General features: G+C 72.4%; 13 protein-coding genes, 1 tRNA gene and 1 rRNA gene. 12 read left to right on the plus strand and 3 right to left on the minus strand.

Going from position 1 to position 24,122, the window contains the following annotated elements; all coding sequences use genetic code 11:
• Together rrf and ACZ3IL_RS25925 are read left to right on the plus strand one after the other, a co-directional pair.
• A 5S ribosomal RNA gene (gene rrf / locus ACZ3IL_RS25920) occupies window positions 1-94 on the plus strand; the annotation flags it as partial.
• Between the two features lie 4 nt (window positions 95-98).
• Window positions 99-171: transfer RNA gene (locus ACZ3IL_RS25925), tRNA-Thr, on the plus strand.
• Window positions 172-286: 115 nt separating this feature from the next.
• Here ACZ3IL_RS25925 and ACZ3IL_RS25930 read toward each other — a convergent pair.
• On the minus strand, window positions 287-2,932 hold the full coding sequence (locus ACZ3IL_RS25930; RefSeq protein WP_467393974.1) for a SpoIIE family protein phosphatase: 2,646 nt from the start codon (window positions 2,930-2,932) through the stop codon (window positions 287-289).
• A gap of 270 nt (window positions 2,933-3,202) precedes the next feature.
• On the opposite strand from ACZ3IL_RS25930, the gene ACZ3IL_RS25935 reads away from it, so the two are divergent.
• From ACZ3IL_RS25935 to ACZ3IL_RS25980, 10 genes are all read left to right on the plus strand, one after another.
• Window positions 3,203-8,671, plus strand: a complete 5,469-nt coding sequence (locus ACZ3IL_RS25935; protein WP_467393976.1) for a HAMP domain-containing protein — start codon at window positions 3,203-3,205, stop codon at window positions 8,669-8,671.
• 295 nt (window positions 8,672-8,966) lie between these two features.
• Entirely contained in the window at window positions 8,967-9,638 is a 672-nt protein-coding gene (locus ACZ3IL_RS25940; protein WP_467393978.1) for a response regulator, read from the plus strand.
• 137 nt (window positions 9,639-9,775) lie between these two features.
• Complete coding sequence (locus ACZ3IL_RS25945; RefSeq protein WP_467393980.1) at window positions 9,776-12,571, plus strand: DNA translocase FtsK; 2,796 nt, start codon at window positions 9,776-9,778, stop codon at window positions 12,569-12,571.
• Between the two features lie 251 nt (window positions 12,572-12,822).
• On the plus strand, window positions 12,823-13,650 hold the full coding sequence (locus tag ACZ3IL_RS25950) for a helix-turn-helix domain-containing protein (protein WP_467393982.1): 828 nt from the start codon (window positions 12,823-12,825) through the stop codon (window positions 13,648-13,650).
• 89 nt (window positions 13,651-13,739) lie between these two features.
• Window positions 13,740-15,233, plus strand: coding sequence for a 30S ribosomal protein S12 methylthiotransferase RimO (gene rimO, locus ACZ3IL_RS25955; RefSeq protein WP_467393984.1), 1,494 nt, complete (start codon window positions 13,740-13,742; stop codon window positions 15,231-15,233).
• Window positions 15,230-15,904, plus strand: a complete 675-nt coding sequence (pgsA, locus tag ACZ3IL_RS25960) for a CDP-diacylglycerol--glycerol-3-phosphate 3-phosphatidyltransferase (protein ID WP_467393986.1) — start codon at window positions 15,230-15,232, stop codon at window positions 15,902-15,904. The genes rimO and pgsA overlap by 4 nt, the downstream gene beginning before the upstream one ends.
• Window positions 15,901-16,437 (plus strand): CinA family protein, encoded by a 537-nt coding sequence (locus ACZ3IL_RS25965; RefSeq protein ID WP_467393988.1) that lies wholly within the window; start codon window positions 15,901-15,903, stop codon window positions 16,435-16,437. The genes pgsA and ACZ3IL_RS25965 overlap by 4 nt, the downstream gene beginning before the upstream one ends.
• Before the next feature lie 94 nt (window positions 16,438-16,531).
• Complete coding sequence (locus tag ACZ3IL_RS25970) at window positions 16,532-16,906, plus strand: helix-turn-helix domain-containing protein (RefSeq protein WP_388694338.1); 375 nt, start codon at window positions 16,532-16,534, stop codon at window positions 16,904-16,906.
• Between the two features lie 148 nt (window positions 16,907-17,054).
• On the plus strand, window positions 17,055-17,525 hold the full coding sequence (locus tag ACZ3IL_RS25975) for a Dps family protein (protein WP_467393990.1): 471 nt from the start codon (window positions 17,055-17,057) through the stop codon (window positions 17,523-17,525).
• 253 nt (window positions 17,526-17,778) lie between these two features.
• Window positions 17,779-18,051, plus strand: coding sequence for a hypothetical protein (locus ACZ3IL_RS25980; protein ID WP_467393992.1), 273 nt, complete (start codon window positions 17,779-17,781; stop codon window positions 18,049-18,051).
• A gap of 170 nt (window positions 18,052-18,221) precedes the next feature.
• Here ACZ3IL_RS25980 and ACZ3IL_RS25985 read toward each other — a convergent pair whose 3' ends face one another.
• Both ACZ3IL_RS25985 and ACZ3IL_RS25990 read right to left on the minus strand, forming a co-directional pair.
• On the minus strand, window positions 18,222-19,034 hold the full coding sequence (locus ACZ3IL_RS25985; RefSeq protein ID WP_467393994.1) for an Fpg/Nei family DNA glycosylase: 813 nt from the start codon (window positions 19,032-19,034) through the stop codon (window positions 18,222-18,224).
• A 267-nt stretch (window positions 19,035-19,301) separates the two neighbouring features.
• Window positions 19,302-23,951: an ATP-dependent helicase gene (locus ACZ3IL_RS25990; protein WP_467393996.1), complete on the minus strand. Its 4,650-nt coding sequence runs from the start codon at window positions 23,949-23,951 to the stop codon at window positions 19,302-19,304.
• Window positions 23,952-24,122 lie beyond the last annotated feature (171 nt).

The raw sequence follows: 24,122 nt of genomic DNA on the forward strand, positions 1-24,122 counted from the left end.
AACGCCCGGTTACATTCCGAACCCGGAAGCTAAGCCTTTCAGCGCCGATGGTACTGCAGGGGGGACCCTGTGGGAGAGTAGGACACCGCCGAACACCTGCCCTTTTAGCTCAGTCGGTAGAGCGTCTCCATGGTAAGGAGAAGGTCAACGGTTCGATTCCGTTAAAGGGCTCAGACGAAAAGGCCCCCGCCTTGTGGCGGGGGCCTTTTCGCGTTTCCGGAACGGTGAGAACACCTTCCGGTGCCTTCCCCCGAAGGGAAGGCACCGGAAGCGGGACACCCGAGGGTCAGCGGTCGTCCGGCTCGCGGAGACGCATCGCGAGAATGGCCATGTCGTCGGAGGCCGGCTCCTGGGCGAAGCGCTCGACCGCGCGCAGCACACGGGCCCCGACCGCACCGGCCGTCAGGCCCGTACACGTCTTGAGGACGTCGGCGAGGCCGTCGTCGCCCAGCATGCGGGAGCCCTCGCGGCGCTCCGTGACGCCGTCCGTGACACAGAGGAGGACGTCGCCCGGATCGAGCGTCACCGTCTCCTCGTACAGCTCCAGGTCCTCCATGACGCCCAGGAGCGGCTGCGGTTCGGCCGCGGGGCGGACCGTGCCGTCCGGGCTGAGGCGCAGCGGAAGCGGATGGCCCGCGCAGACGACCTTGAGGATCGCGGAACCGTCCTCCTGCGGACGCATCTCGCCGTAGAGGAGGGTCAGGAAGCGGCTGCGCGCGCCCTCGTCCAGGATCGCCGCGTTCAGGCGCTCCAGGACGGCCGGCCCGCCCAGGCCCTCGCGGGCCAGGAGCCGCAGCGCGTGACGGGCCAGGCCCGTGACGGCGGCCGCCTCCGGACCCGTACCGCAGACGTCGCCGATGGCGAAGCCGTACGCGCCGTCGGCGATCGGGAACAGGTCGTAGAAGTCGCCCCCGACCTCGTTGCCCTCGCCGGCCGCACGGTAGATGACGTCGACCTCGACGCCCGGGATCTCGGGGAGGCCGGGCGGCAGGAGACTGCGCTGGAGGGACTGGCTGATCGCCACGCGCTCCGAATAGAGACGGGCGTTGTCCAGGGCGAGGGCGGCCCGGCGGGAGAGGTCCTCGGCCAGCTCCAGGATCTCCTGGCGGAAGTGGTCCTCGGAGGGCCGGCCGAGCGTCAGCATGCCGATGACCCGGTTCCGGGCCACCAGGGGCAGGACGACCGTCTCGCCGGCGACCGTGGTCGCGGTGGCCAGAGTGGTGTCCACACCCGGCGGAAGAGGACCCGACAGATGGTTCAGGGCCTGCGTCGAGGCGTCCAGCGCGGCCCGGTGGGCGGCGTCGCCCGGCGCGGTCCAGACCCGGGCGCCGGGAGTCGGCACCGGATCGGGCGGAGCGATCGAGGAGAGCAGCTCCTTGAGGCCGTCGATGCGGTCCTCGTCCTCGTGGAGCACGTACGAGAGGTACGGGTCGGAGGACTGGTCCGCGATCGTGTAGACCGCGCACCAGGTCGCGAGGGTGGGGACCGTCATCTGGGCCATCAGGGCCAGGGTCTGGTCGCGGTCGAGCGTGCCGGCCAGGAGGTCGGAGGCCTCGACGAGGAAACTGAGGGAACCGCGGCGCAGGCGCTCCAGCTCGCCCAGGCGGGCGGACTCGACGGCCAGGGCGATGCGGTCGGCGGCGAACTGGAGGCGGAGGGCCTCCTCGTTCGAGTAGCGGTTCGCGGCCTCGGCCGCCACGCCCAGGGAGCCGGTGAGCCGGCCCTCGACCTTCAGGGGCACGGTGACCACCGAGCGCATCCCGGTGTTCTCCAGGAGCGGTACGGCGCCCGGGACGGCGGCCAGGTCCTCGTGGACGGCGGGCATCCGGGCGGAGCCGTAACGGCTGGCGCCGGTCTCGACGGGGACGCGGGCGAAGCGCTGGCGGGCGGCCGGAAGACCCGTGGAGGCCCGTACCTCCAGCTCCGTCTCGTCGTCGGTGGCGAGCAGCAGGAAGGCGGCGTCGCCGTCGAGCATGTCGCGGGCGCGCTCCACCGTGCGCTGGAGGAGGCCGTCCAGATCGTCCGGCGCCGGGGAGCCGATGAAGACCTCGAAGGGATCGGTGGCGCGGCTCTCGGCGCCCGGCTCGGCGGCCGGGCGCTGCGGGGTCTGCAGGACGGCCCGCTCGTGCTCGCGCACCAGGAGACAGACCGTGGAGGGCTCGCCCTGGGAGTCGCGGACGCGCAGGTGCGAGGCGTAGACGGGGACGATCCGGCCGTCGGCGCAGCGGATGCCGTAACTGCCCTCCCAGCGGGAGAGGCGCAGCGCCTCGGCGAGACCGGTCCCGATGCCCGGGGTGTGGGGCCAGGCGGCGAGATCGCCCAGGGGCTTGCCGGTGACCTGGCCGGAGGCGTACCCGAAGAGTTCCTCGGCGTCCTCGTTCCAGGCGCCGACCGTCCCGTCCCGGCCGATCTGGACGACGGCGACGCGGACGCGGCTGTCGGCGACCGGGAGGAGGGCGTCGGGGAGGACGGGACCGGCGGAACGGGTCCCGACGGGGCGCTGCGGGAGGTCGAGGTGGAACCAGACGTGCTTGCGGGTGGGGGAGTAGTCGACGCCCCAGCGGTGGGCGAGGGCGGCACAGAGCAGCAGGCCGCGGCCGCTCTCGCGGTCCGGGGCGGCCAGGGTGCGGCCGCTCTGGACGGGGATCTCGCGCTCCGGATAGCGGTCGGACACCTCGACGCGGACGCTGTCGTCGGAGAGCAGGCAGAGCACGTCGGCGGAGGTGCCGGCGTGGATGACGGCGTTGGTGACCAGCTCGCTGGTGAGGACGACGGCGTCGTCCACCAGTTCGGGGTGTCCCCAGCCCTGGAGGGTGTCCCGGACGAAGGCGCGGGCGGACGCGACGGACCGCCCGACGGGCTCGAAGGTGGCAGTCGCCCGCGCGGTGATCACAGCTCTCCTCGTACGAGTCTCGACGCCCGGCTCTGCCATGCTCGGTCTGCCCCTCCCGCTGCCCGGTGGTCGTGCGCTCACCACACCGCCCCGGCCGGGCGGACCGGAGCGGCTGGACAGCCGGATGCCAGGTTACTTACCTTCGCTGTCCCAGCGGATGCCGGTCACCGCAGATTCCGCCCCCCGGGGGGGGCGAGGACGCCGTCGAAGCTGCCGAACTGTTATCGCCTGGTTCGGTCACGGTGAAACACTGGGCAGGCTACCGGCAGAGCCGGAGCGGTACGGTCGACCCCTTTCGGGAGGGACACGGTGGAGTCTGGCACGGCGGCGCGTCGCGGCGGAGGCAGCGGTACGCGCACGAGAGGCGGCCGTTCCCGTGGAGGGACGGTCCAGGTGGAGGCGGCGGCGCTGGAGCGGCTGCTCGCCGCCCTCGCGGCGATGCGGGACGGAAACCTCCGCAGAAGGCTCACGGTCTCCGGGGACGGGGTCATGGCGGAGATCTCCGCCGTGTTCAACGAGGTCGCCGACCGCCAGATGCACGTGACGGGCGAGCTGTCGAGGGTCCGGCGGGTGGTGGGGCGCGAGGGCAAGCTGTCCGAACGCCTGGATACGGGCCCCACCGAAGGGGCGTGGGCGGCGGCGATCGAGGCCGCGAACGCGCTCGTCGACGACCTGGCCCGGCCGGTGTCCGAGGTGGGGCGGGTGCTCTCCGCGGTCGCGGAGGGCGACCTGGAACAGCGGATGGACCTGCGTTCGGAGGGGTCCGACGGGACGGTGCGGCCGCTGCGGGGCGAGTTCCTGAAGGTCGCGCGCACCGCCAACAACCTGGTGGACCAGCTGTCCGTGTTCGCGTCCGAGGTGACCAGGGTCGCCGTCGAGGTGGGGACCGACGGCAAGCTGGGCGGGCAGGCACAGGTGCGCGGGGTGTCCGGTTCGTGGAAGGACCTCACCGACTCCGTCAACACCATGGCGAACCAGCTGACGGCCCAGGTGCGGGACATCGCGCTCGTGACGACGGCGGTCGCGGACGGCGACCTGTCGCAGAAGGTCACCGCGAACGTCGCCGGCGAGATGCTGGAGCTGAAGAACACCGTCAACCGGATGGTGGACCAGCTGTCGTCGTTCTCCTCCGAGGTGACCCGGGTCGCGCGCGAGGTGGGGACCGAGGGCGAGCTGGGCGGCCAGGCCGAGGTGGCCGGCGTCGCCGGCGTGTGGAAGGACCTGACCGACTCCGTCAACACGATGGCGGGCAACCTCACCAATCAGGTGAGGGGGATCGCCGAGGTGACGACCGCCGTCGCCAACGGAGACCTGTCGCAGAAGGTCCGGGTCTCGGCGCGCGGCGAGATCGCCCAGCTCGCGGACACGATCAACCAGATGACCGAGACGCTGCGGACGTTCGCCGACGAGGTGACCCGCGTCTCCGGCGAGGTCGGCGCACAGGGCCTGCTCGGCGGTCAGGCGCAGGTGCCGGGGGCGGCGGGGACCTGGAAGGACCTCACGGACTCCGTCAACACGGTCTTCCGGAACATCACCACGCAGGTGCGGGACATCGCGCAGGTGACGACGGCGGTGGCCAACGGCGACCTGTCGCAGAAGGTCACGGTCGACGTGGCCGGCGAGATGCTGGAGCTGAAGAACACCGTCAACACGATGGTGGACCAGCTCTCCGCGTTCGGCTCCGAGGTGACCCGGGTGGCCCGGGAGGTCGGCGTCGAGGGCCTGCTCGGCGGCCAGGCCGAGGTGCCGGGGGCGGCGGGAACCTGGAAGGACCTCACGGACTCCGTCAACACGGCCTTCCGCAACCTGACCGGTCAGGTGCGGGACATCGCGCAGGTGACGACGGCGGTGGCCAACGGCGACCTGTCGCAGAAGGTCACCGTGGACGTGGCCGGCGAGATGCTCGAACTGAAGAACACCGTCAACACGATGGTGTCGCAGCTGTCGTCGTTCGCGGACCAGGTGACCCGGATGGCCCGGGACGTGGGCACCGAGGGCCGGCTCGGCGGCCAGGCGCGGGTGGACGGGGTCTCCGGACGCTGGCGGGAACTCACCGACTCGGTGAACTTCATGGCCGGCAACCTGACCTCGCAGGTGCGCCAGATCGCCCAGGTGACGACGGCCGTGGCGAGCGGCGACCTGTCGCAGAAGATCGACGTGGACGCGCGCGGCGAGATCCTGGAGCTGAAGAACACCATCAACACGATGGTCGACCAGCTCTCCGCGTTCGCGGACCAGGTGACCCGGGTCGCCCGCGAGGTGGGCACCGACGGGCGGCTCGGCGGTCAGGCGCAGGTGCCCGGCGTGGCCGGGGTGTGGCGCGACCTGACCGACTCGGTGAACGGCATGGCCGGGAACCTCACCACCCAGGTCCGCAACATCGCGCAGGTCGCCACGGCGGTCGCGCGCGGCGACCTGTCGCAGAAGATCGACGTGGACGCGCGCGGCGAGATCCTGGAGCTGAAGAACACCCTCAACACGATGGTGGACCAGCTCTCCAACTTCGCCGAGCAGGTGACCCGGGTCGCCCGCGAGGTGGGCACCGAGGGGATCCTGGGCGGTCAGGCCGAGGTGCAGGGGGTCTCCGGCACCTGGAAGGACCTCACCCAGTCGGTGAACTTCATGGCGAACAACCTCACCATCCAGGTGCGGAACATCGCCGAGGTCACGACCGCGGTCGCCATGGGCGACCTGTCGAAGAAGATCACGGTCGACGCCCGGGGCGAGATCCTGGAACTGGTGACGACCGTCAACACGATGGTCGACCAGCTCTCCAACTTCGCGGACGAGGTCACGCGCGTGGCCCGCGAGGTGGGTACGGAGGGCATCCTCGGCGGCCAGGCGCGCGTGCGCGGCGTCACGGGCACCTGGAAGGACCTCAGCGACAACGTCAACCTGATGGCCAACAACCTGACCAGCCAGGTGCGGAACATCTCCCGGGTCTCGGCGGCCGTCGCCAACGGCGACCTGACCAAGAAGGTGACCGTCGAGGCGCGCGGCGAGGTCGCGGAGCTGGCCGAGACCGTCAATACGATGGTGACGACCCTGTCGTCCTTCGCGGACGAGGTCACGCGGGTCGCCCGGGAAGTGGGCACGGAGGGCGAACTGGGCGGCCAGGCCCGGGTGCCGGGGGTCTCCGGCACGTGGAAGGACCTGACCGAGTCGGTGAACTCGATGGCGTCCAACCTGACCGGTCAGGTGCGGCAGATCGCGGCCGTCACGACCGCGATCGCCAAGGGCGACCTCACCAAGAAGATCGACATCGACGCGCGCGGTGAGATCCAGGAGCTGAAGAACACCATCAACACGATGGTCGACCAGCTCTCCAACTTCGCCGAGGAGGTCACGCGCGTGGCCCGCGAGGTGGGTACGGAGGGCATCCTCGGCGGCCAGGCGCGCGTGCGGGACGTCGACGGCACCTGGCGCGACCTGACCGAGTCCGTGAACGAGATGGCCGGGAACCTGACCCGCCAGGTGCGGGCCATCGCGGCCGTCGCCACGGCGGTCACCCGGGGCGACCTCAACCTCAAGATCGACGGCGTGGACGCGGCCGGTGAGATCCAGGCGCTCCAGGACAACATCAACACGATGATCACCAACCTGCGCGACACGACCCTCGCCAACGAGGAGCAGGACTGGCTCAAGGGCAACCTGGCCCGCATCTCCGGCCTCATGCAGGGCCGGCGGGACCTGGACGACGTGGCGTCGCTCATCATGAGCGAGCTGACCCCGGTGGTCTCGGCCCAGCACGGTGCCTTCTTCGTGGCGATGCCGACCGGCTCCGCCCACGGCGACGCCGAACTGGTCGGCGAGGGCGACGGCTCGTACGAACTGCGGATGCGCGGGAGTTACGGATACTCCACCGGGTCCATGCCGACCTCGTTCCGTCCCGGCGAGACCCTCATCGGGACGGCGGCCGAGGAGAAGCGGACCATCCAGGTCAACGTGCCGCCCGGCTACCTGAAGATCTCCTCCGGGCTCGGGGAGGCCGCGCCCGCGCACGTGATCGTGCTGCCGGTCCTCTTCGAGGGCAAGGTCCTCGGGGTGATCGAGCTCGCCTCGTTCCAGCCGTTCACCCAGATCCAGCGCGACTTCCTCAACCAGCTCGCCGAGCTGATCGCCACCACCGTCAACACCATCAGCGTCAACACCAAGACGGAGGTGCTGCTCCGGCAGTCGCAGGAGCTCACCGAGCAGCTCAAGGAGCGCTCGGCCGAGCTGGAGCACCGGCAGAAGGAGCTCCAGGGCTCGAACCTGGAGCTGGAGGAGAAGGCCGAACTGCTCGCCCGGCAGAACCGCGACATCGAGGTGAAGAACACCGAGATCGAGGAGGCCCGGCAGGTCCTGGAGGAGCGGGCCGAACAGCTCGCCGTCTCCATGCGGTACAAGTCCGAGTTCCTGGCGAACATGTCGCACGAGCTGCGCACGCCGCTCAACTCGCTGCTGATCCTGGCGAAGCTGCTCGCGGACAACGCCGAGTCGAACCTGACGCCGAAGCAGGTCGAGTTCGCGGAGACCATCCACGGCGCGGGTTCCGACCTGCTCCAGCTGATCAACGACATCCTCGACCTGTCGAAGGTCGAGGCGGGCAAGATGGACGTCTCGCCGACCCGGATCGCGCTCGTCCAGCTCGTCGACTACGTGGAGGCGACCTTCCGGCCGCTGACCGCCGAGAAGGGGCTCGACTTCTCGGTGCGGGTCTCGCCCGAGCTGCCGGCCACGCTCCACACCGACGAGCAGCGACTGCTCCAGGTGCTGCGCAACCTCCTTTCGAACGCGGTGAAGTTCACCGACACGGGCGCGGTGGAGCTGGTGATCCGGCCGGCCGGTTCGGACGTGCCGCAGTCGATCCGCGAGCAGCTCCTGGAGGCCGGTTCGCTGCGCGATCCGGAGGCCGACCTGATCGCGTTCTCGGTCACCGACACCGGGATCGGGATCGCGGCGAGCAAGATGCGGGTCATCTTCGAGGCCTTCAAGCAGGCCGACGGCACGACCAGCAGGAAGTACGGCGGCACGGGGCTGGGGCTCTCGATCAGCCGGGAGATCGCGCGGCTGCTCGGCGGTGAGATCTTCGCCGCGAGCGAGCCCGGCCGGGGTTCGACGTTCACCCTGTACCTGCCGCTGAACCCGACCGAACCCCTCGCGCAGGGGACCGGGCAGGGGACGCAGGAGGGCGACGCGCCGCAGCAGGACGCGGAGGAGGGGGAGGCCGGGGCCGTCCACCCGTTCCCGCACTTCCCGCCGCCCGTGCGGAAGGAGGCGCGGTCGGGTGCCGGGGCGCTGTTCCGGCACCGCAGGAAGGCGGCCGCGGAGGCGACGGGATCGCGGGACGCGGTGCCGGGGCGGTCCGCTGCGGAACGGCCGGAGCAGGAGGCGGAGGAACCGCGCCGCACCTTCTCCTTCTCCGGCGAGAAGGTCCTCATCGTGGACGACGACATCCGCAACGTCTTCGCCCTCACCAGCGTCCTGGAGCAGCACGGGCTCGCGGTGCTGTACGCCGAGAACGGGCGGGAGGGCATCGAGGTCCTGGAGCAGCACGACGACGCGGCGGTCGTGCTGATGGACATCATGATGCCGGAGATGGACGGGTACGCGACGACCACCGCGATCCGGCGGATGCCGCAGTTCGCCGGGCTCCCGATCATCGCGCTGACGGCGAAGGCGATGAAGGGCGACCGGGAGAAGGCGATCGAGTCGGGCGCCTCGGACTACGTGACGAAGCCGGTCGACCCCGACCACCTGCTGTCCGTCATGGAGCAGTGGATGCGGCGGAAGTGAGTCCGGTCCCGGGGGCCCGCGCGGAGCGCCGTGCGGGCCCCCGGTCCCGGGCGGCGTACTGTCGCCAGGGGCGTGTGAAGTGCCCGGTCACGGGGAACCTTCTGGTCTTCCACCGCGTTTTTCCTCAGTGCACAGTGACATCGCGGTGACAGGGTGTGGCGACGGGCGGGGTGCGGCTACGATGACCGGCACAAGGACTGACGGCGCTAGGGAGTCGTCTTCCGGGGCGGCGCCCGGTGCTTCCCCCGGTCAGGGGGGCCGGGGAGAGCCGTCGCCGGGACGAGGAGGACGGGGCATGGTGCAGAAGGCCAAGATCCTCCTGGTCGATGACCGGCCGGAGAATCTGCTGGCGCTGGAGGCCATTCTCTCCGCGCTCGATCAGACGCTGGTGCGGGCATCGTCCGGGGAGGAAGCGCTCAAGGCGCTGTTGACGGACGACTTCGCGGTCATCCTGCTGGACGTCCAGATGCCGGGCATGGACGGTTTCGAGACCGCCGCCCACATCAAGCGGCGCGAACGGACCCGGGACATCCCGATCATCTTCCTCACCGCCATCAACCACGGCCCCCACCACACCTTCCGGGGGTACGCGGCGGGAGCGGTCGACTACATCTCGAAGCCCTTCGACCCGTGGGTGCTGCGGGCCAAGGTCTCCGTCTTCGTCGAGCTCTACATGAAGAACTGCAAGCTGCGCGAGCAGGCCGCCCTGCTGCGGCTGCAGTTGGAGGGCGGCGAGAGCGGTCACGGCAAGGAGTCCGCCGGTCTGCTCGCCGAACTGTCCGCCCGCCTCGCGGCCGTCGAGGAGCAGGCCGAGGCGCTGTCGAAGCAGCTCGACGACGACTCGGCCGACGCGGCCGCCGTCGCCACCGCCGCGCACCTGGAGCGCAAGCTGACCGGACTGCGCAGGGCCCTGGACGCCCTGGAGCCCGGTACCGGCGCCACGCCGTCCCTGCCCTCCCCGAGCTGACGCGCCGTCACCCGGCGTCCCGGCCCGCAGCGGCCGGGGCGGCCACCGGTGAGGCCGCGTCAGCTTCGCGCCCCGGTGCGAACGACACGAACGGGTGAGTGGGGACAGCCGGTTCCCACACGGGTAACCTCGGCCCCATGGCTTCACGTACGTCCGGCAAGGGTTCCCAGGGCACGGCGGGCACCGCAAAGCCGCGCGCCGGCCGTACGGCGGGCGCCGCGAAGAAAGCGGCACCCGCGAAGTCCCCCGCCAAGCCGCCCGCGAAGAAGGCGCCGGCCAGGAAGGCCGCGCCCGCCAAGCGCGCGCCCGCGCGGAAGACCGCGGCGAAGAAGGCCCCGCCCCGGCCGGCCCCGTCCCCGACCGGGGGCGTCTACCGGCTCGCGCGCGGCGCCTGGCTCGGTCTCGCCCACGCGGTCGGAGCGGTGTTCCGGGGGATAGGGCGCGGCGCCAAGGGGCTCGACCCCGCCCACCGCAAGGACGGCCTCGCGCTCCTCCTCCTCGGCCTGGCGCTGATCGTCGCCGCCGGGACGTGGTCCCGTCTGAGCGGTCCGGTCGGCGACCTCGTCGAGATGCTGGTCACCGGGGCCTTCGGCCGGCTCGACCTGCTGGTGCCGCCGCTGCTCGCCGGAATCGGCGTACGCCTGATCCTCTATCCGGAACGTCCCGAGGCCAACGGCCGGATCGTCATCGGTCTCTCCGCCCTCGTCATCGGTGTCCTCGGCCAGGTGCACATCGCGTGCGACTCGCCGGGACGCGGCGACGGCGCCGACGCCCTCCAGGACGCGGGCGGCCTCATCGGCTGGGCGGCGTCCCAGCCCCTCGTCTTCATGATGGGCGAGGTCCTGGCCGTACCGATGCTGGTGCTGCTCACCGTCTTCGGCCTGCTCGTCGTCACCGCCACCCCGGTCAACGCGATTCCGCGGCGGCTCCGCGCCCTCGGCGTCAGGCTCGGCATCGTCGAACCCGCCTACGACCCGGTCCACGACCCGGCGGAGGAGGAGTACGGGGACGAGTGGCGGGACGCGGAGGCGCGGCCCGCGCGCCCCGTCCGGCGCCGCGCGCCCGCTCCGGCGGACCCGTACGGGACGGACCCGGCGGGGGCGGAGGAGGGGACGCGGCGCGGTCGTCCGGCGCGCCGCTCCACCGGGCGGACCGCGTTCGACGCCGGCATGGACCCGGTGGACGTCGCCGCCGCGGCGGCCGCCGCGCTCGACGGCGCGGTGCTGAACGGCATGCCCCCGTCCCCGGTCGTCGCCGACCTGACCAAGGACGTCACCGCCGAGCGGGACGCGGTCGCGGCCTTCTCCGCCGGAGCCGCGGAGAAGACCCCCGCGCCCGTACCGCCGGCGCGGGGAGGGGAGGCGCGTTCCGGCGCCGTGCCCGACCTGACCAAGCCCGCGCCCGAGCCGACCGACCTGCCGTCGCGGGCCGAACAGCTCCAGCTCTCCGGCGACATCACGTACGCCCTGCCGTCGATGGACCTCCTGGAGCGGGGAGGGCCCGGCAAGACGCGCAGCGCCGCCAACGACGCCGTCGTGGCCGCGCTCACCAACGTCTTCGGCGAGTTCAAGGTCGACGCCGCCGTCACCGGCTTCACCCGGGGGCCGACGGTCACCCGGTACGAGGTCGAACTCGGCCCCGCCGTGAAGGTCGAGAAGATCACGGCCCTGGCCAAGAACATCGCCTACGCCGTGGCCTCCCCGGACGTGCGGATCATCTCGCCGATCCCCGGCAAGTCGGCGGTCGGCATCGAGATCCCGAACAGCGACCGCGAGATGGTCAACCTCGGGGACGTGCTGCGGCTCGCGGACGCGGCCGGCGACGACCACCCGATGCTGGTCGCGCTCGGCAAGGACGTCGAGGGCGGCTACGTGATGGCCAACCTGGCGAAGATGCCGCACATCCTGGTCGCCGGCGCCACCGGCTCCGGAAAGTCCTCGTGCATCAACTGCCTCATCACCTCGGTGATGATAAGAGCGACCCCCGAGGACGTCCGGATGGTGCTCGTCGACCCCAAGCGGGTCGAGCTCACCGCCTACGAGGGCATCCCGCACCTGATCACCCCGATCATCACCAACCCCAAGAAGGCCGCCGAGGCCCTCCAGTGGGTGGTGCGCGAGATGGACCTGCGCTACGACGACCTGGCGGCGTTCGGCTTCCGGCACATCGACGACTTCAACGCGGCCATCCGGGCCGGGAAGGTCAAGCTGCCGGAGGGGAGCGAGCGCGAGCTCAACCCCTATCCGTACCTCCTGGTGATCGTCGACGAGCTCGCCGACCTGATGATGGTCGCCCCCCGGGACGTCGAGGACGCGATCGTCCGCATCACCCAGCTGGCCCGCGCCGCCGGCATCCACCTGGTGCTCGCCACCCAGCGGCCGTCCGTGGACGTCGTCACCGGCCTCATCAAGGCGAACGTGCCCTCGCGGCTCGCCTTCGCCACCTCCTCGCTCGCCGACAGCCGGGTCATCCTCGACCAGCCCGGCGCCGAGAAGCTGATCGGCAAGGGCGACGGGCTCTTCCTGCCGATGGGCGCCAACAAACCCGTCCGCATGCAGGGCGCCTTCGTCACCGAGGACGAGGTCGCGGCCGTCGTGCGGCACTGCAAGGACCAGATGACGCCCGTCTTCCGGGACGACGTCACCGTGGGCAGCAAGCAGAAGAAGGAGATCGACGAGGAGATCGGCGACGACCTCGACCTGCTGTGCCAGGCCGCCGAGCTGGTCGTCTCGACCCAGTTCGGCTCCACCTCGATGCTCCAGCGGAAGCTGCGCGTGGGCTTCGCGAAGGCCGGCCGGCTGATGGACCTGATGGAGTCGCGGAACATCGTCGGTCCGAGCGAGGGCTCGAAGGCGCGGGACGTCCTGGTGAAGCCCGACGAGCTGGACGGGGTGCTCGCCGTGATCCGGGGGGAGCCGGCCCCCGGCGCGTAGCGGCGGGGAGCGGGGGAGGGGCCGGGTGTGGGTGCCGGAAGGCGGGGTACTCGTTCGAGATCTCGCTGAGACTCACTCGTAAGAATGGGTGAGCAACCGTTTCCCCGGGCCGTACGTCAAGTTGGACGGAGGGACAGAAGGACGTCCCAGCCTCATGGCGTACAAACAGCACCCGCCCGGTTGCCCCACCCTTTCGTACCACCCATAGACTGAACGTCCAGCAGGTGGCTACACGCTCGAAAGGCGCTCTCGTGTCCATCGGCAACTCCCCCGAAGACGACCGGATCTTCCCGGCAGACGACCGGGACTCGATCGGTCGCGCTCTCCAGCAGGCCCGTATCGCCGCCGGTCTCACCGCCGAGGAGGTCAGTGCCTCCACCCGCGTCCGGACCCCGATCGTGCACGCGATCGAACAGGACGACTTCTCGCGCTGTGGCGGCGACGTCTACGCCCGCGGCCACATCCGTACCCTCGCACGCGCCGTCGGCCTCGATCCGGCTCCCCTGGTCGACCGGTTCGACGCCGAGCACGGCGGCCGGCCCGCCCCCACCCCCGCCGCCCCGCTCTTCGAGGCGGAACGCATCCGCCCCGAACCGCGCCGGCCCAACTGGACCGCCGCGATGGTCGCGGCCATCGTCGCCGTCGTCGGGTTCGTCGGCTTCACGATGTTCAGCGGGAACGACGCGCCGAAGGGGACCACCGCGGCCGACGGCGGCCCGGCGCCCGCCCCGGAGAAGGCGACCTCGGCCGCCAAGCCGAAGCCCGTCAAGCCCGTCGCGCCCAAGCCCACCGAGAGCGCGATCGCCGCCGTCCCGCAGGACAAGGTGACGGTCAAGCTCTCCGCCGTCGACGACAAGAGCTGGATCTCGGCCAAGGCCCACGACGGCAAGCTGCTCTTCGACGGCCTGCTCCTCAAGGGCGAGTCCAAGACCTTCCAGGACGACGAGCGCGTCGACCTGGTCCTCGGCAACGCCGGAGCCATCGAGCTGTACGTGAACGGCAAGAAGGTCGCGGACAAGTTCGAATCCGGCCAGGTCGAGCGCCTCACCTACACCAAGGGCGACCCCGAGGCCGGCTGAGCCGTCCGGCGCCGCCGTGATGTGACCTCCGTCGCGCGGGCGAACCCTGCGCGACGGGGGAACGGCCGGGACGAAGTAGTCTTGAGCCCATGCCCGAACGCCGTACCGTCGCCCTTGTCACTCTTGGCTGCGCCCGTAACGAGGTGGACTCGGAGGAGCTCGCAGGCCGCTTGGCAGCGGACGGCTGGCAGCTCGTCGAGAACGCCGAGGAAGCGGACGTCGCCGTCGTCAACACCTGCGGATTCGTCGAGGCCGCCAAGAAGGACTCCGTCGACGCCCTCCTCGAAGCCAATGACCTGAAGGACCACGGCAGGACCCAGGCCGTCGTCGCCGTCGGCTGCATGGCCGAGCGGTACGGCAAGGAACTCGCCGACGCCCTCCCGGAGGCCGACGGCGTCCTCGGCTTCGACGACTACGCCGACATCTCCAACCGCCTCCAGACCATCCTCAGCGGTGGCAGCGTCGAGGCCCACGCCCCCCGCGACCGGCGCAAGCTGCTGCCGCTCTCGCCCGTGGAGCGCCAGGAGGCCGCCGCGGCCGTGGCCCTGCCGGGACACGGCGGCGCCGCCGAGCCCCCCGCCGAAGCCCCGGCCGACCTGCCCGAGGGGATCGCGCCCGCCTCCGGCCCCCGCGCGCCGCTCCGCCGGCGGCTGGACACCAGCCCCGTCGCGTCGGTGAAGCTGGCCTCCGGCTGCGACCGCCGCTGCACCTTCTGCGCGATCCCCTCCTTCCGCGGCTCCTTCGTCTCGCGCCGCCCCTCGGACGTGCTGAACGAGACGCGCTGGCTCGCCGAGCAGGGCGTGAAGGAGATCATGCTGGTCTCCGAGAACAACACCTCCTACGGCAAGGACCTCGGCGACATCCGGCTCCTGGAGGGCCTGCTGCCCGAGCTGGCGGCGGTGGACGGCATCGAGCGCGTCCGCGTCAGCTACCTCCAGCCCGCCGAGATGCGCCCCGGCCTGATCGACGTCCTCACCTCCACCGAGAAGGTCGCCCCCTACTTCGACCTGTCCTTCCAGCACAGCGCCCCGGACGTGCTGCGGGCCATGCGCCGCTTCGGCGACACCGACCGCTTCCTGGAGCTCCTGGAGACCATCCGGGCCAAGGCCCCCACGGCCGGCGCCCGCTCCAACTTCATCGTCGGCTTCCCCGGCGAGACCGAGGCGGACTTCGCCGAGCTGGAACGCTTCGTCACCCACGCCCGCCTCGACGCCATCGGCGTCTTCGGCTACTCCGACGAGGACGGCACCGAGGCCGCCACGTACGAGCACAAGCTCGACCAGGAGACCGTCGACAAGAGACTGGCCCACCTCTCCCGGCTCGCCGAGGAACTCACCGCACAACGTGCGGAGGAGCGGATCGGAGAGACCCTGGAAGTACTCGTGGAGTCCCTGGACGAGGAGGACGGCTGGATCGGCCGCGCCGCCCACCAGGCTCCCGAGACCGACGGCCAGGTGATCCTCACCACGGCCGGCGGAACGGAGCCCGACCTGGCCCCGGGCCTTATGGTCAGGGCGAAGGTCGTCGGCACGGAAGGCGTCGATCTGGTGGCCGAGTGTCTTTCCGAGGAGGCGGGCAGATGACCGGAGTCCCGGCATCCGCGACGGGCGGGACCGGCAGGCCGGCGCCCCGCGGCAAGCTGGGCACGGCGGCCGTCAACCAGGCCAGCCTGTGGAACATCGCCAACATCCTCACCATGATCCGGCTCGTGCTCGTGCCGGCCTTCGTGCTGCTGCTGCTCCAGGACGGCGGACACGACCCCGCGTGGCGCGCCTGGGCGTGGGCCGCGTTCGCGGTGGCCATGATCACGGACGTCTTCGACGGGCACCTCGCCCGCGCGTACAACCTGGTCACCGACTTCGGGAAGATCGCCGACCCCATCGCGGACAAGGCGATCATGGCGGCCGGACTGATCTCCCTGTCCTGGCTCGGGGATCTCCCCTGGTGGGTGACGGCGGTCATCCTGGCCCGGGAACTGGGGATCACCCTGATGCGGTTCTGGGTCATCCGGCACGGGGTCATCCCGGCCAGCCGCGGCGGCAAGATGAAGACGCTCGCCCAGGGCACGGCCGTGGGCATGTACGTGCTGATGCTCGTCGGACCGCTGGCCACCCTCCGCTTCTGGGTGATGGCGCTGGCCGTCGTGCTGACGGTCGTCACGGGCCTGGACTACGTACGGCAGGCCGTCGCGCTGCGGCGGAGGGGCATCGCCGCCGAGCGGGCGGCCGCGCGGACGGAAGCGGCGGCCCGGTGACCGAGGCCGCCCGCGTGCTCGCGCTGCTCGCCGAACGCGGTCAGACCCTGGCCGTCGCGGAGTCCCTCACGGGCGGCCTGGTGGCCGCCGAGCTGACCGGCGTCCCCGGGGCCTCGGCCTCCTTCCGGGGGGCCGTGACCGCCTACGCCACGCCCCTCAAGCACGAGCTGCTCGGCGTGGACGGGGACCTGCTCGCGGAGCGCGGCGCGGTGGACCCGGAGGTCGCGCTGCAGATGGCGGCCGGCGTGCGGGACAGACTGGGGGCCGACTGGGGCGTCTCGACGACCGGGGTCGCGGGCCCCGATCCGCAGGACGGACAGGCCGTGGGAACCGTCCACGTGGCGGTCGCCGGCCCGGCCGCGACGGAGATCCGTCCGGGGAAAGTGGTGTCGTTGAGGTTGAACGGCGACCGGGGGGAAATTCGTAGGGAGAGCGTACGGAGCGCGCTGGAACTGCTCCACGGGGAACTCTTGGGAAATGTGCGGGCACAGGATACGGAACAGAACGGGGGGAATGGATGTTTGCAGCCCTGAGTGAACACGACATCGCTCCCCGCACGGCCGCGTCGCGAGGCGGTACGGTGGGGCGTGAAGGATGCGGCTACGCGGTCCGAGGAGGGAGCCACCGATGATTCTGCTCCGTCGCCTGCTGGGTGACGTGCTGCGTCGGCAGCGCCAGCGCCAGGGCCGTACTCTGCGCGAAGTCTCCTCGTCCGCCCGAGTTTCGCTCGGCTATCTCTCCGAGGTGGAGCGGGGGCAGAAGGAGGCTTCCTCCGAGCTGCTCTCCGCGATCTGCGACGCGCTGGACGTACGGATGTCCGAGCTCATGCGTGAAGTGAGCGACGAGCTGTCACTGGCCGAACTGGCCGAGTCGGCAGCCGCGAGCGAACAGGTGCCGGCACCTGTCCGTCCGATGCTCAACTCCGTGTCGGTGGCAGGTGTGCCCACCGAGCGGGTGACCCTCAAGGCACCCGCGAAGGCGGTCGACGTCGTCGCCGCCTGAACCGGAACGGGGAAAAGCCCCGGTCAACGCCCTCACAGGGTGGTGACCGGGGCTTTTCCTTTTGGGTTTTGGCGCGGTTTGTTTGAGATGCCGGTTTCCGGAGAGCCGTGCCATGGTGGAACAACGTTCGACTGGTTGGAGATTCCGCATGTCTGTCGTGAAGAGCACGCTGTCCGAGGCCGACCTCAAGACGGTCGGCAACGCACTCCAGGGGGCGCTGGCCGACCTGGTCGACCTCTCCCTGGTCGCCAAGCAGGTGCACTGGAACGTCGTGGGACCGCGCTTCCGCTCCATTCACCTGCAGCTCGACGAGGTGGTCACCACCGCCCGGACGCACTCCGACACCGTGGCCGAGCGCGCCTCCGCCCTGGGGGTCAACCCGGACGGGCGCGCGGCGACCGTGGCTTCGTCGAGCGCGATCGGCACGGTGCCGGAGGGCTGGATCAAGGACGTGGACGCGGTGCAGATCCTCGTCTCCGCCCTCGCTGCCGTCACCGGCCGGATGCGGGAGCGGATCGACGCGACCGGCGACCCGGACCCGGTCACCCAGGACATCCTGATCGGGCTGACGGGCGAGCTCGAGAAGCACGCGTGGATGTTCCAGGCGGAGAGCGTCTAGGAACGGGACGGCCGTGAAGGTGCCGGTCGTGAAGGCCCCGGTAGTGAAGGTGCCGGTCGTGACGCCCCCGTCCCGGGCCCAGGCGGTGCCGGGCGGGGTGTCCCCGGCCCCGGGCGCCGCTCCGCCGGGTGCCGTGTCCCCGGTCCCGGTGGCACCGGGCGGGGCGATATCCGCGGCGCGCGCCGGGGCGCACCCCGGTGCGCCCTCCCACAGGGTGATCCTGCCGGTCTAGCGTCGACCGCGGGAGGCGGCCATGGTACGGCGAGGATTTCCGCCGACAGTGCTCGCACTGCTGGTGGCGGTCGGGCTGGTGGCCGGAGGACTCTGGTGGTGGGCGGTACTGCGCGTGCTGCTCGTCCCGGAAGCCGCCGGACCGGTCGAGGGCGTGGTGGCCGCGGGCGGCTGGGGCCTGAGCCTCCTGCCCGTGCACGTGACCGCCTCGTCGGGACGGCCCAGCACGATCGCCCGGCGCATCGGCAGGATCACGCGGGGCCGCCGCCGGAGCGCGGGGCCCGGCGCGGTGTGAGCCCGGCGCGTCCGGAGGGCGGGCACGGGGTGTGAGAGAGGGGCGGACGCGGGGCGTCGGAGGAACGGGTACGGAGTGCGGAAGAGACGGGCGCGGAGTACCGGAGGGGACGGACGCGGGGCGCGCGGGCCGTCGACCCGACCGCCGTCGGGCCCGGTGGGTGATCCGCGTCAGGACGAAGGGCGCGTACCGGTTTCCCGGTGCGGGCCCTTTTGGCATCCCGGGCACCAGTACGTGACGCGGTCGCCGAGCTCCGCCTTGCGGATCGGGGTCCCGCAGCGCAGGCACGGGTGTCCCGCCCGGCCGTAGACGTGGAGCGGGGTGCCGGGGCGGCGCGTGGTGGTGACGCGCCGGTCGGGATGGTCCTTGTTCGTGTCGAGCAGGCGGTGGGCGGTCGCGACCAGGCGCGCGGGGACGTCGGGGCCCAGCTCTCCCACGGGGAGCCAGGGGGTGACGGCGGCGAGGAAGGCCAGCTCCGACTTGTAGATGTTGCCGATGCCGGCCAGGTTGCGCTGGTCGAGCAGGGCCTCCCCGAGCGTTCTCGCCGGGTCGCCCGTCAGGCGTCGCACGGCCTCCTCCGGGTCCCAGTCGGGGCCGAGCAGATCCGGGCCGAGGTGACCCACGACGCGGTCCTCCTCGGCAGTGCGGATCAGCTCCAGGACCGGGAGGCGGTAGCCGTACGCGGTGGACTCCGCGTTTCCGAGAACGGCCCGGATCTGGTGTTCGGGGCCGCCGCGCGGACGCTCCCCGGCGGCGTGGATGCGCCAGGCCCCGTCCATGCGCAGATGGGAGTGGAGGGTGAGGCCGCCCTCGACGCGGGCGAGCAGGTGCTTGCCGCGCGGGGTGAAGTCCAGGAGCGTGCGACCGGTGAGGTCGGCGGTGGCGAACCGGGGCACCCGGAGGTCCGAGCGGGTCAGCACCCGCCCAGCGAGGGCGGCGTGCAGGCGGTGGGCCGTCTGCCAGACGGTGTCTCCTTCGGGCACGGGTCCATGATGCCGGGTCCGGGGTTGATGATGCCGGGCCCGGGGTTGATGGTGGCGGGTGGCGGGTGGCGGGTGGCGGGTGGCGGGTGGCGGGTGGCGGGTGGCGGGTGGCAGGGCGGTGGGCTTGTGGGCGCCGGACGTGGTGGTGCGGGGAGGCGGCTGGCGCGCGGGCGGAAGCCGGAGAGGGGCCGCCGTGAGGTTTCCTCAGCCGTGGGGTTCCCCTCAGCGGGGAGGCCCGGCCCTACGAGTCCCCTCCGGAAGAGGCCCCTACGCGCGCAGGCGGAGGCCCCGGGGAGTCGCCAGGAAGCCCGCGGCCTCCAGGGGACGGGCCAGGGGAGAGGTCAGGGCCGGAGCACCGTTGAGCCGTTCCACCGTGACCGTGCCGAGGGTGCCCGCGCGGGCGGCCGCCGCCAGGGCCCCGGCCGCCGCCGTCAGGGCGGGGTCGTCCGGGTCGTCCGGCCAGGACAGCAGGGTCTTGCCGCCCCGCTCCATGTAGAGCGTCAGTTCGCCGTCGACCAGGACCACCAGGGCGCCCGCCTTGCGTCCGGGCTTGTGCCCGGCGCCGGAGGGCGGTTCCGGCCAGGACAGCGCGGCGCCGTACGCGTTCGCCGGATCGGCCGCCGCCAGGACCAGGGCGCGCGGACCGGCCGCCGCCTCGACGCCCCGGTCGCGCGCGGTCGCCGCCGCCCGCAGCCGGTCCACCGCCCCGTCCATCGCGAACTGGGCCGCGCCGAGGCCCTCCACCACGTAACCGCGACGGGCCTGCCCGCTGTCCTCGAAGGCGGCCAGAATCCGGTACGTGGCCGAGAAACCGCCCTCCACGCCCTCGGCGGCCACCGCGCCCCGGGTGACCACCCCGTGCCGGTCCAGGAGGGTGCGGGCCAGGGCGTGCGCCCGGTGGGTCGGCTCCGGTTCGGCCGGCGGAAGCAGGGACCAGCGACCGGAGACCGTGGGAGGCCCCGAACGGGACACGGGCCGGGCGGAGGCGGTCGGGGTGCCGTACCGGCCGCGGGGGACCGTGCGGCGCGCCCGGTGCGCGGTCGAGCCGGCCGTGCGGCCCGAACCGAGCAGCGCGCGCAGCGGGGCGAGGGTGTCGTTGGTGAGCCGGCCCGACCAGGCCAGGTCCCAGAGGGCGTCGGCGAGCTGCGGATCGGTGACGTCCGGATGGGTGGTCGCCCGGACCTGATCGGCGATCTGACGGAAGAACAGCCCGTATCCGCCGGAGAGGACGGTGAGCACCGACTCGTGCAGCGCGGACAGCTCCAGCGGGTGCGGCGGGGGAAGGAGCAGCGGTGCGGCGTCCGCGAGGTAGAGCGAGACCCAGCCGTCCTTGCCGGGCAGCGCGCCGGTGCCGGCCCACACCACCTCGCCGGTGGTCGTCAGTTCGTCCAGCATCGCCGGGGAGTAGTCCCGGACCCGGGACGGCAGGACCAGTTTCTCCAGGGCGGAGGCCGGGACGGGCGCGCCCTGGAGCTGTTCGACCGCGCGGGCCAGGCCGTCGACGCCGCGCAGGCTGTTGCCCCCCAGGTGCTGCCACTGCGGCAGGAAGGTGGCGAGGGCGGCCGGGGGCACCGGCTCCAGCTCGTGGCGCAGGGCCGCCAGCGAGCGCCGGCGCAGCCGGCGCAGAACGGTGGCGTCGCACCACTCCTGGCCGATGCCGGAGGGATGGAACTCGCCCTGGACGACCCGGCCCGACGCGGCGAGCCGCTGGAGGGCGCCGTCGGTGACGGCCGTGCCCAGCCCGAAGCGGTCGCCCGCCCGGGAGGAGGTGAACGGCCCGTGCGTGCGCGCGTACCGGCCGAGGAGGTCGCCCAGAGGGTCCCTGACCGGCTCGGTGAAGGCCTCGGGCACGCCGACGGGCAGGGCGGTGCCCAGGGCGTCCCTGAGCCGGCCCGCGTCCTCGATCGCCGCCCAGTGCTCCCGCCCCCCGATCCGCACCCGGATCGCACGGCGGGCGGCCTCCAGGCCCGGGGCCCAGTCCGCCTCGGCGCCGCGCTCGGCGAGTTCGGCGTCGGTGAGCGGGCCCAGCACCCGCAGCAGGTCCGCGACGCCCTCCGCGTCCTTGATCCGCCGGTCCTCCGTCAGCCACTGGAGCTCCCGCTCCAGCTCCGTCAGGACGTCCGCGTCCAGGAGTTCACGCAGCTCCGCCCGGCCCAGCAGCTCCGCGAGCAGCCGGGAGTCCAGGGAGAGCGCGGCGGCCCGCCGCTCCGCCAGCGGCGAGTCGCCCTCGTACAGGAACTGCGCCACGTACCCGAAGAGCAAGGAGCGGGCGAAGGGGGACGGTTCGGGGGTGGTGACCTCGACCAGACGGACCCGGCGGGCCTCGATGTCGCCCATCAGCTCCGTCAGGCCGGGGAGGTCGAAGACGTCCTGGAGGCATTCGCGGACGGCCTCCAGGACGATCGGGAACGAACCGAACTCGCTCGCCACCTGGAGGAGCTGGGACGCGCGCTGGCGCTGCTGCCAGAGCGGGGTGCGCTTGCCCGGGTTGCGCTTCGGCAACAGCAGGGCGCGGGCGGCGCATTCGCGGAAGCGGGAGGCGAACAGGGCGGAGCCGCCCACCTGGTCGGTGACGATCTGCTCGATCTCCCCCTTGTCGAAGAGGGTGTCGGCCGCGCCGACCGGCGCCTTGTCGGCGTCGTACGCGGTGTCCGCGTGCCGGCCGGGGTCGACCGGCTCGTGGTCGAGGAGGTCCAGGCCCATGTCCAGGCCCATCAGGTCGGCGTCCGGCAGGCGCAGCACGATGCCGTCGTCCGCGTGCATCACCTGCGCGTCCATGCCGTACCGCTCGGTGAGCCGGGCGCCGAGCGCCAGCGCCCACGGGGCGTGCACCTGCGCCCCGAACGGGGAGTGGATGACGACCCGCCAGTCCCCCAGCTCGTCCCGGAACCGCTCGACCAGGATGGTCCGGTCGTCCGGCACGTGGCCGCAGGCCTCGCGCTGCTCCCCGAGGTACGCCAGGACGTTCTCGGCGGCCCACGCGTCGAGCCCGGCGGCGAGCAGCCGCAGCCGCGCGTCCTCGGTTCCGAGGGCGCCGACCTCGCGGAGGAACGCGCCCACCGCCCGGCCCAGTTCGAGCGGCCTGCCCAGCTGGTCGCCCTTCCAGAAGGGCAGTCGGCCCGGCGCGCCGGGCGCGGGGGTGACGAGCACCCGGTCCCGGGTGATGTCCTCGATCCGCCACGAGGTGGTGCCGAGCGTGAACACGTCGCCCACCCGCGACTCGTACACCATCTCCTCGTCCAGCTCCCCGACCCGGCCCCCGCCCTTCTTGGGGTCCGAACCCGCCAGGAACACGCCGAACAGGCCCCGGTCGGGGATCGTGCCGCCCGAGGTGACGGCGAGCCGCTGCGCGCCCGGCCGGCCCGTGACCGTCCCGGCCACCCGGTCCCAGACCACGCGCGGGCGCAGTTCGGCGAAGGCGTCCGACGGGTACCGCCCCGCCAGCATGTCGAGGACGCTCGTGAACGCCGACTCGGGCAGCGAGGCGAACGGAGCGGCCCGGCGCACCACCGCGAGCAGGTCGTCCACCTGCCACGTGTCGAGGGCCACCATCGCGACCAGCTGCTGCGCGAGCACGTCCAGCGGGTTGGCGGGAATCCGCAGGGACTCGATCGCCCCCGTACGCATCCGCTCGGTGACCACGGCCGCCTGCACCAGGTCGCCCCGGTACTTGGGGAAGACCACGCCCGTGGAGACCGCGCCGACCTGGTGACCGGCGCGGCCCACCCGCTGGAGCCCGGAGGCCACCGAGGGCGGTGACTCGACCTGCACGACCAGGTCGACCGCGCCCATGTCGATGCCCAGCTCCAGGCTGGAGGTGGCCACCACGGCGGGCAGCCGGCCCGCCTTCAGGTCCTCCTCCACCTGGGCGCGCTGTTCCTTCGAGACCGAGCCGTGGTGGGCCCGGGCGAGCAGCGGCGGAGCGCCCTGCGCCGCACCCGACTGGGCCATGACCTCGGCCGGGGGAGCCCCCTCGGGCAGGGGCTCGCCGGTCGCCCGTTCGTAGGCGATCTCGTTGAGCCGGTTGCACAGGCGCTCGGCGAGGCGGCGGGAGTTGGCGAAGACGATGGTGGAGCGGTGGGCCTGGACGAGGTCGGCGATCCGCTCCTCGACGTGCGGCCAGATCGACGGCCTGTCGCCGCCCTCCTTGCCCTCGGAGGCCGGGGAGCCGCCCAACTCGCCCATGTCCTCGACGGGGACGACGACGGAGAGGTCGAACTCCTTTCCCGACGGCGGCTGCACGATCTCCACGGCCCGCCCGGGGGAGAGGTAGCGGGCCACTTCCTCGACCGGGCGGACCGTGGCCGAGAGACCGATGCGGCGCGCCGGGCGGGGCAGCAGTTCGTCGAGCCGCTCCAGGGAGAGCGCCAGGTGCGCGCCCCGCTTGGTCCCCGCGACCGCGTGGACCTCGTCCAGGATGACCGTTTCCACGCCCGTCAGGGCTTCGCGCGCGGCGGAGGTCAGCATCAGGAACAGGGACTCGGGGGTGGTGATCAGGATGTCCGGCGGCCGGGTCGCCAGCGTTCGGCGCTCGGCGGCGGGCGTGTCACCGGAGCGGATGCCGACCCGGATGTCCGGTTCGGGCAGTCCGAGCCGGACCGACTCCTGGCGAATGCCGGTCAGCGGGGAGCGCAGGTTCCGCTCGACGTCCACGGCGAGCGCCTTCAGCGGGGACACGTAGAGCACGCGGCAGCGCTTGACCGGCTCGGCGGGCGGCGGTGAGGACGCCAGCCGGTCCAGGGAGGCGAGGAAGGCCGCCAGCGTCTTGCCCGAGCCGGTCGGGGCGACGACGAGGACGTCGGAGCCCGCCCCGATGGCGTTCCAGGCGCCTTCCTGCGCCGCCGTGGGCGCGTCGAAGGCCCCGGCGAACCAACCACGGGTGGCGGGGGAGAACGAGTCGAGCGCGGACCTGACCATGCCCCCCATCCTGCACCCGGCCACCGACAGTCGCCCGGACCTGTGGACGACGGCCTGTGGAAAACGGTCCGGGCAACGGGCCCGTGAACACCGTTCGGGTGAGGCGCGGGCGGGAACGGCGGAGGCCGGGCCGACCGCCCCGGCCGGCCGGCGCCCGGAACGCGGCACGCG

This window comes from Streptomyces sp. NPDC014907, assembly GCF_055562975.1.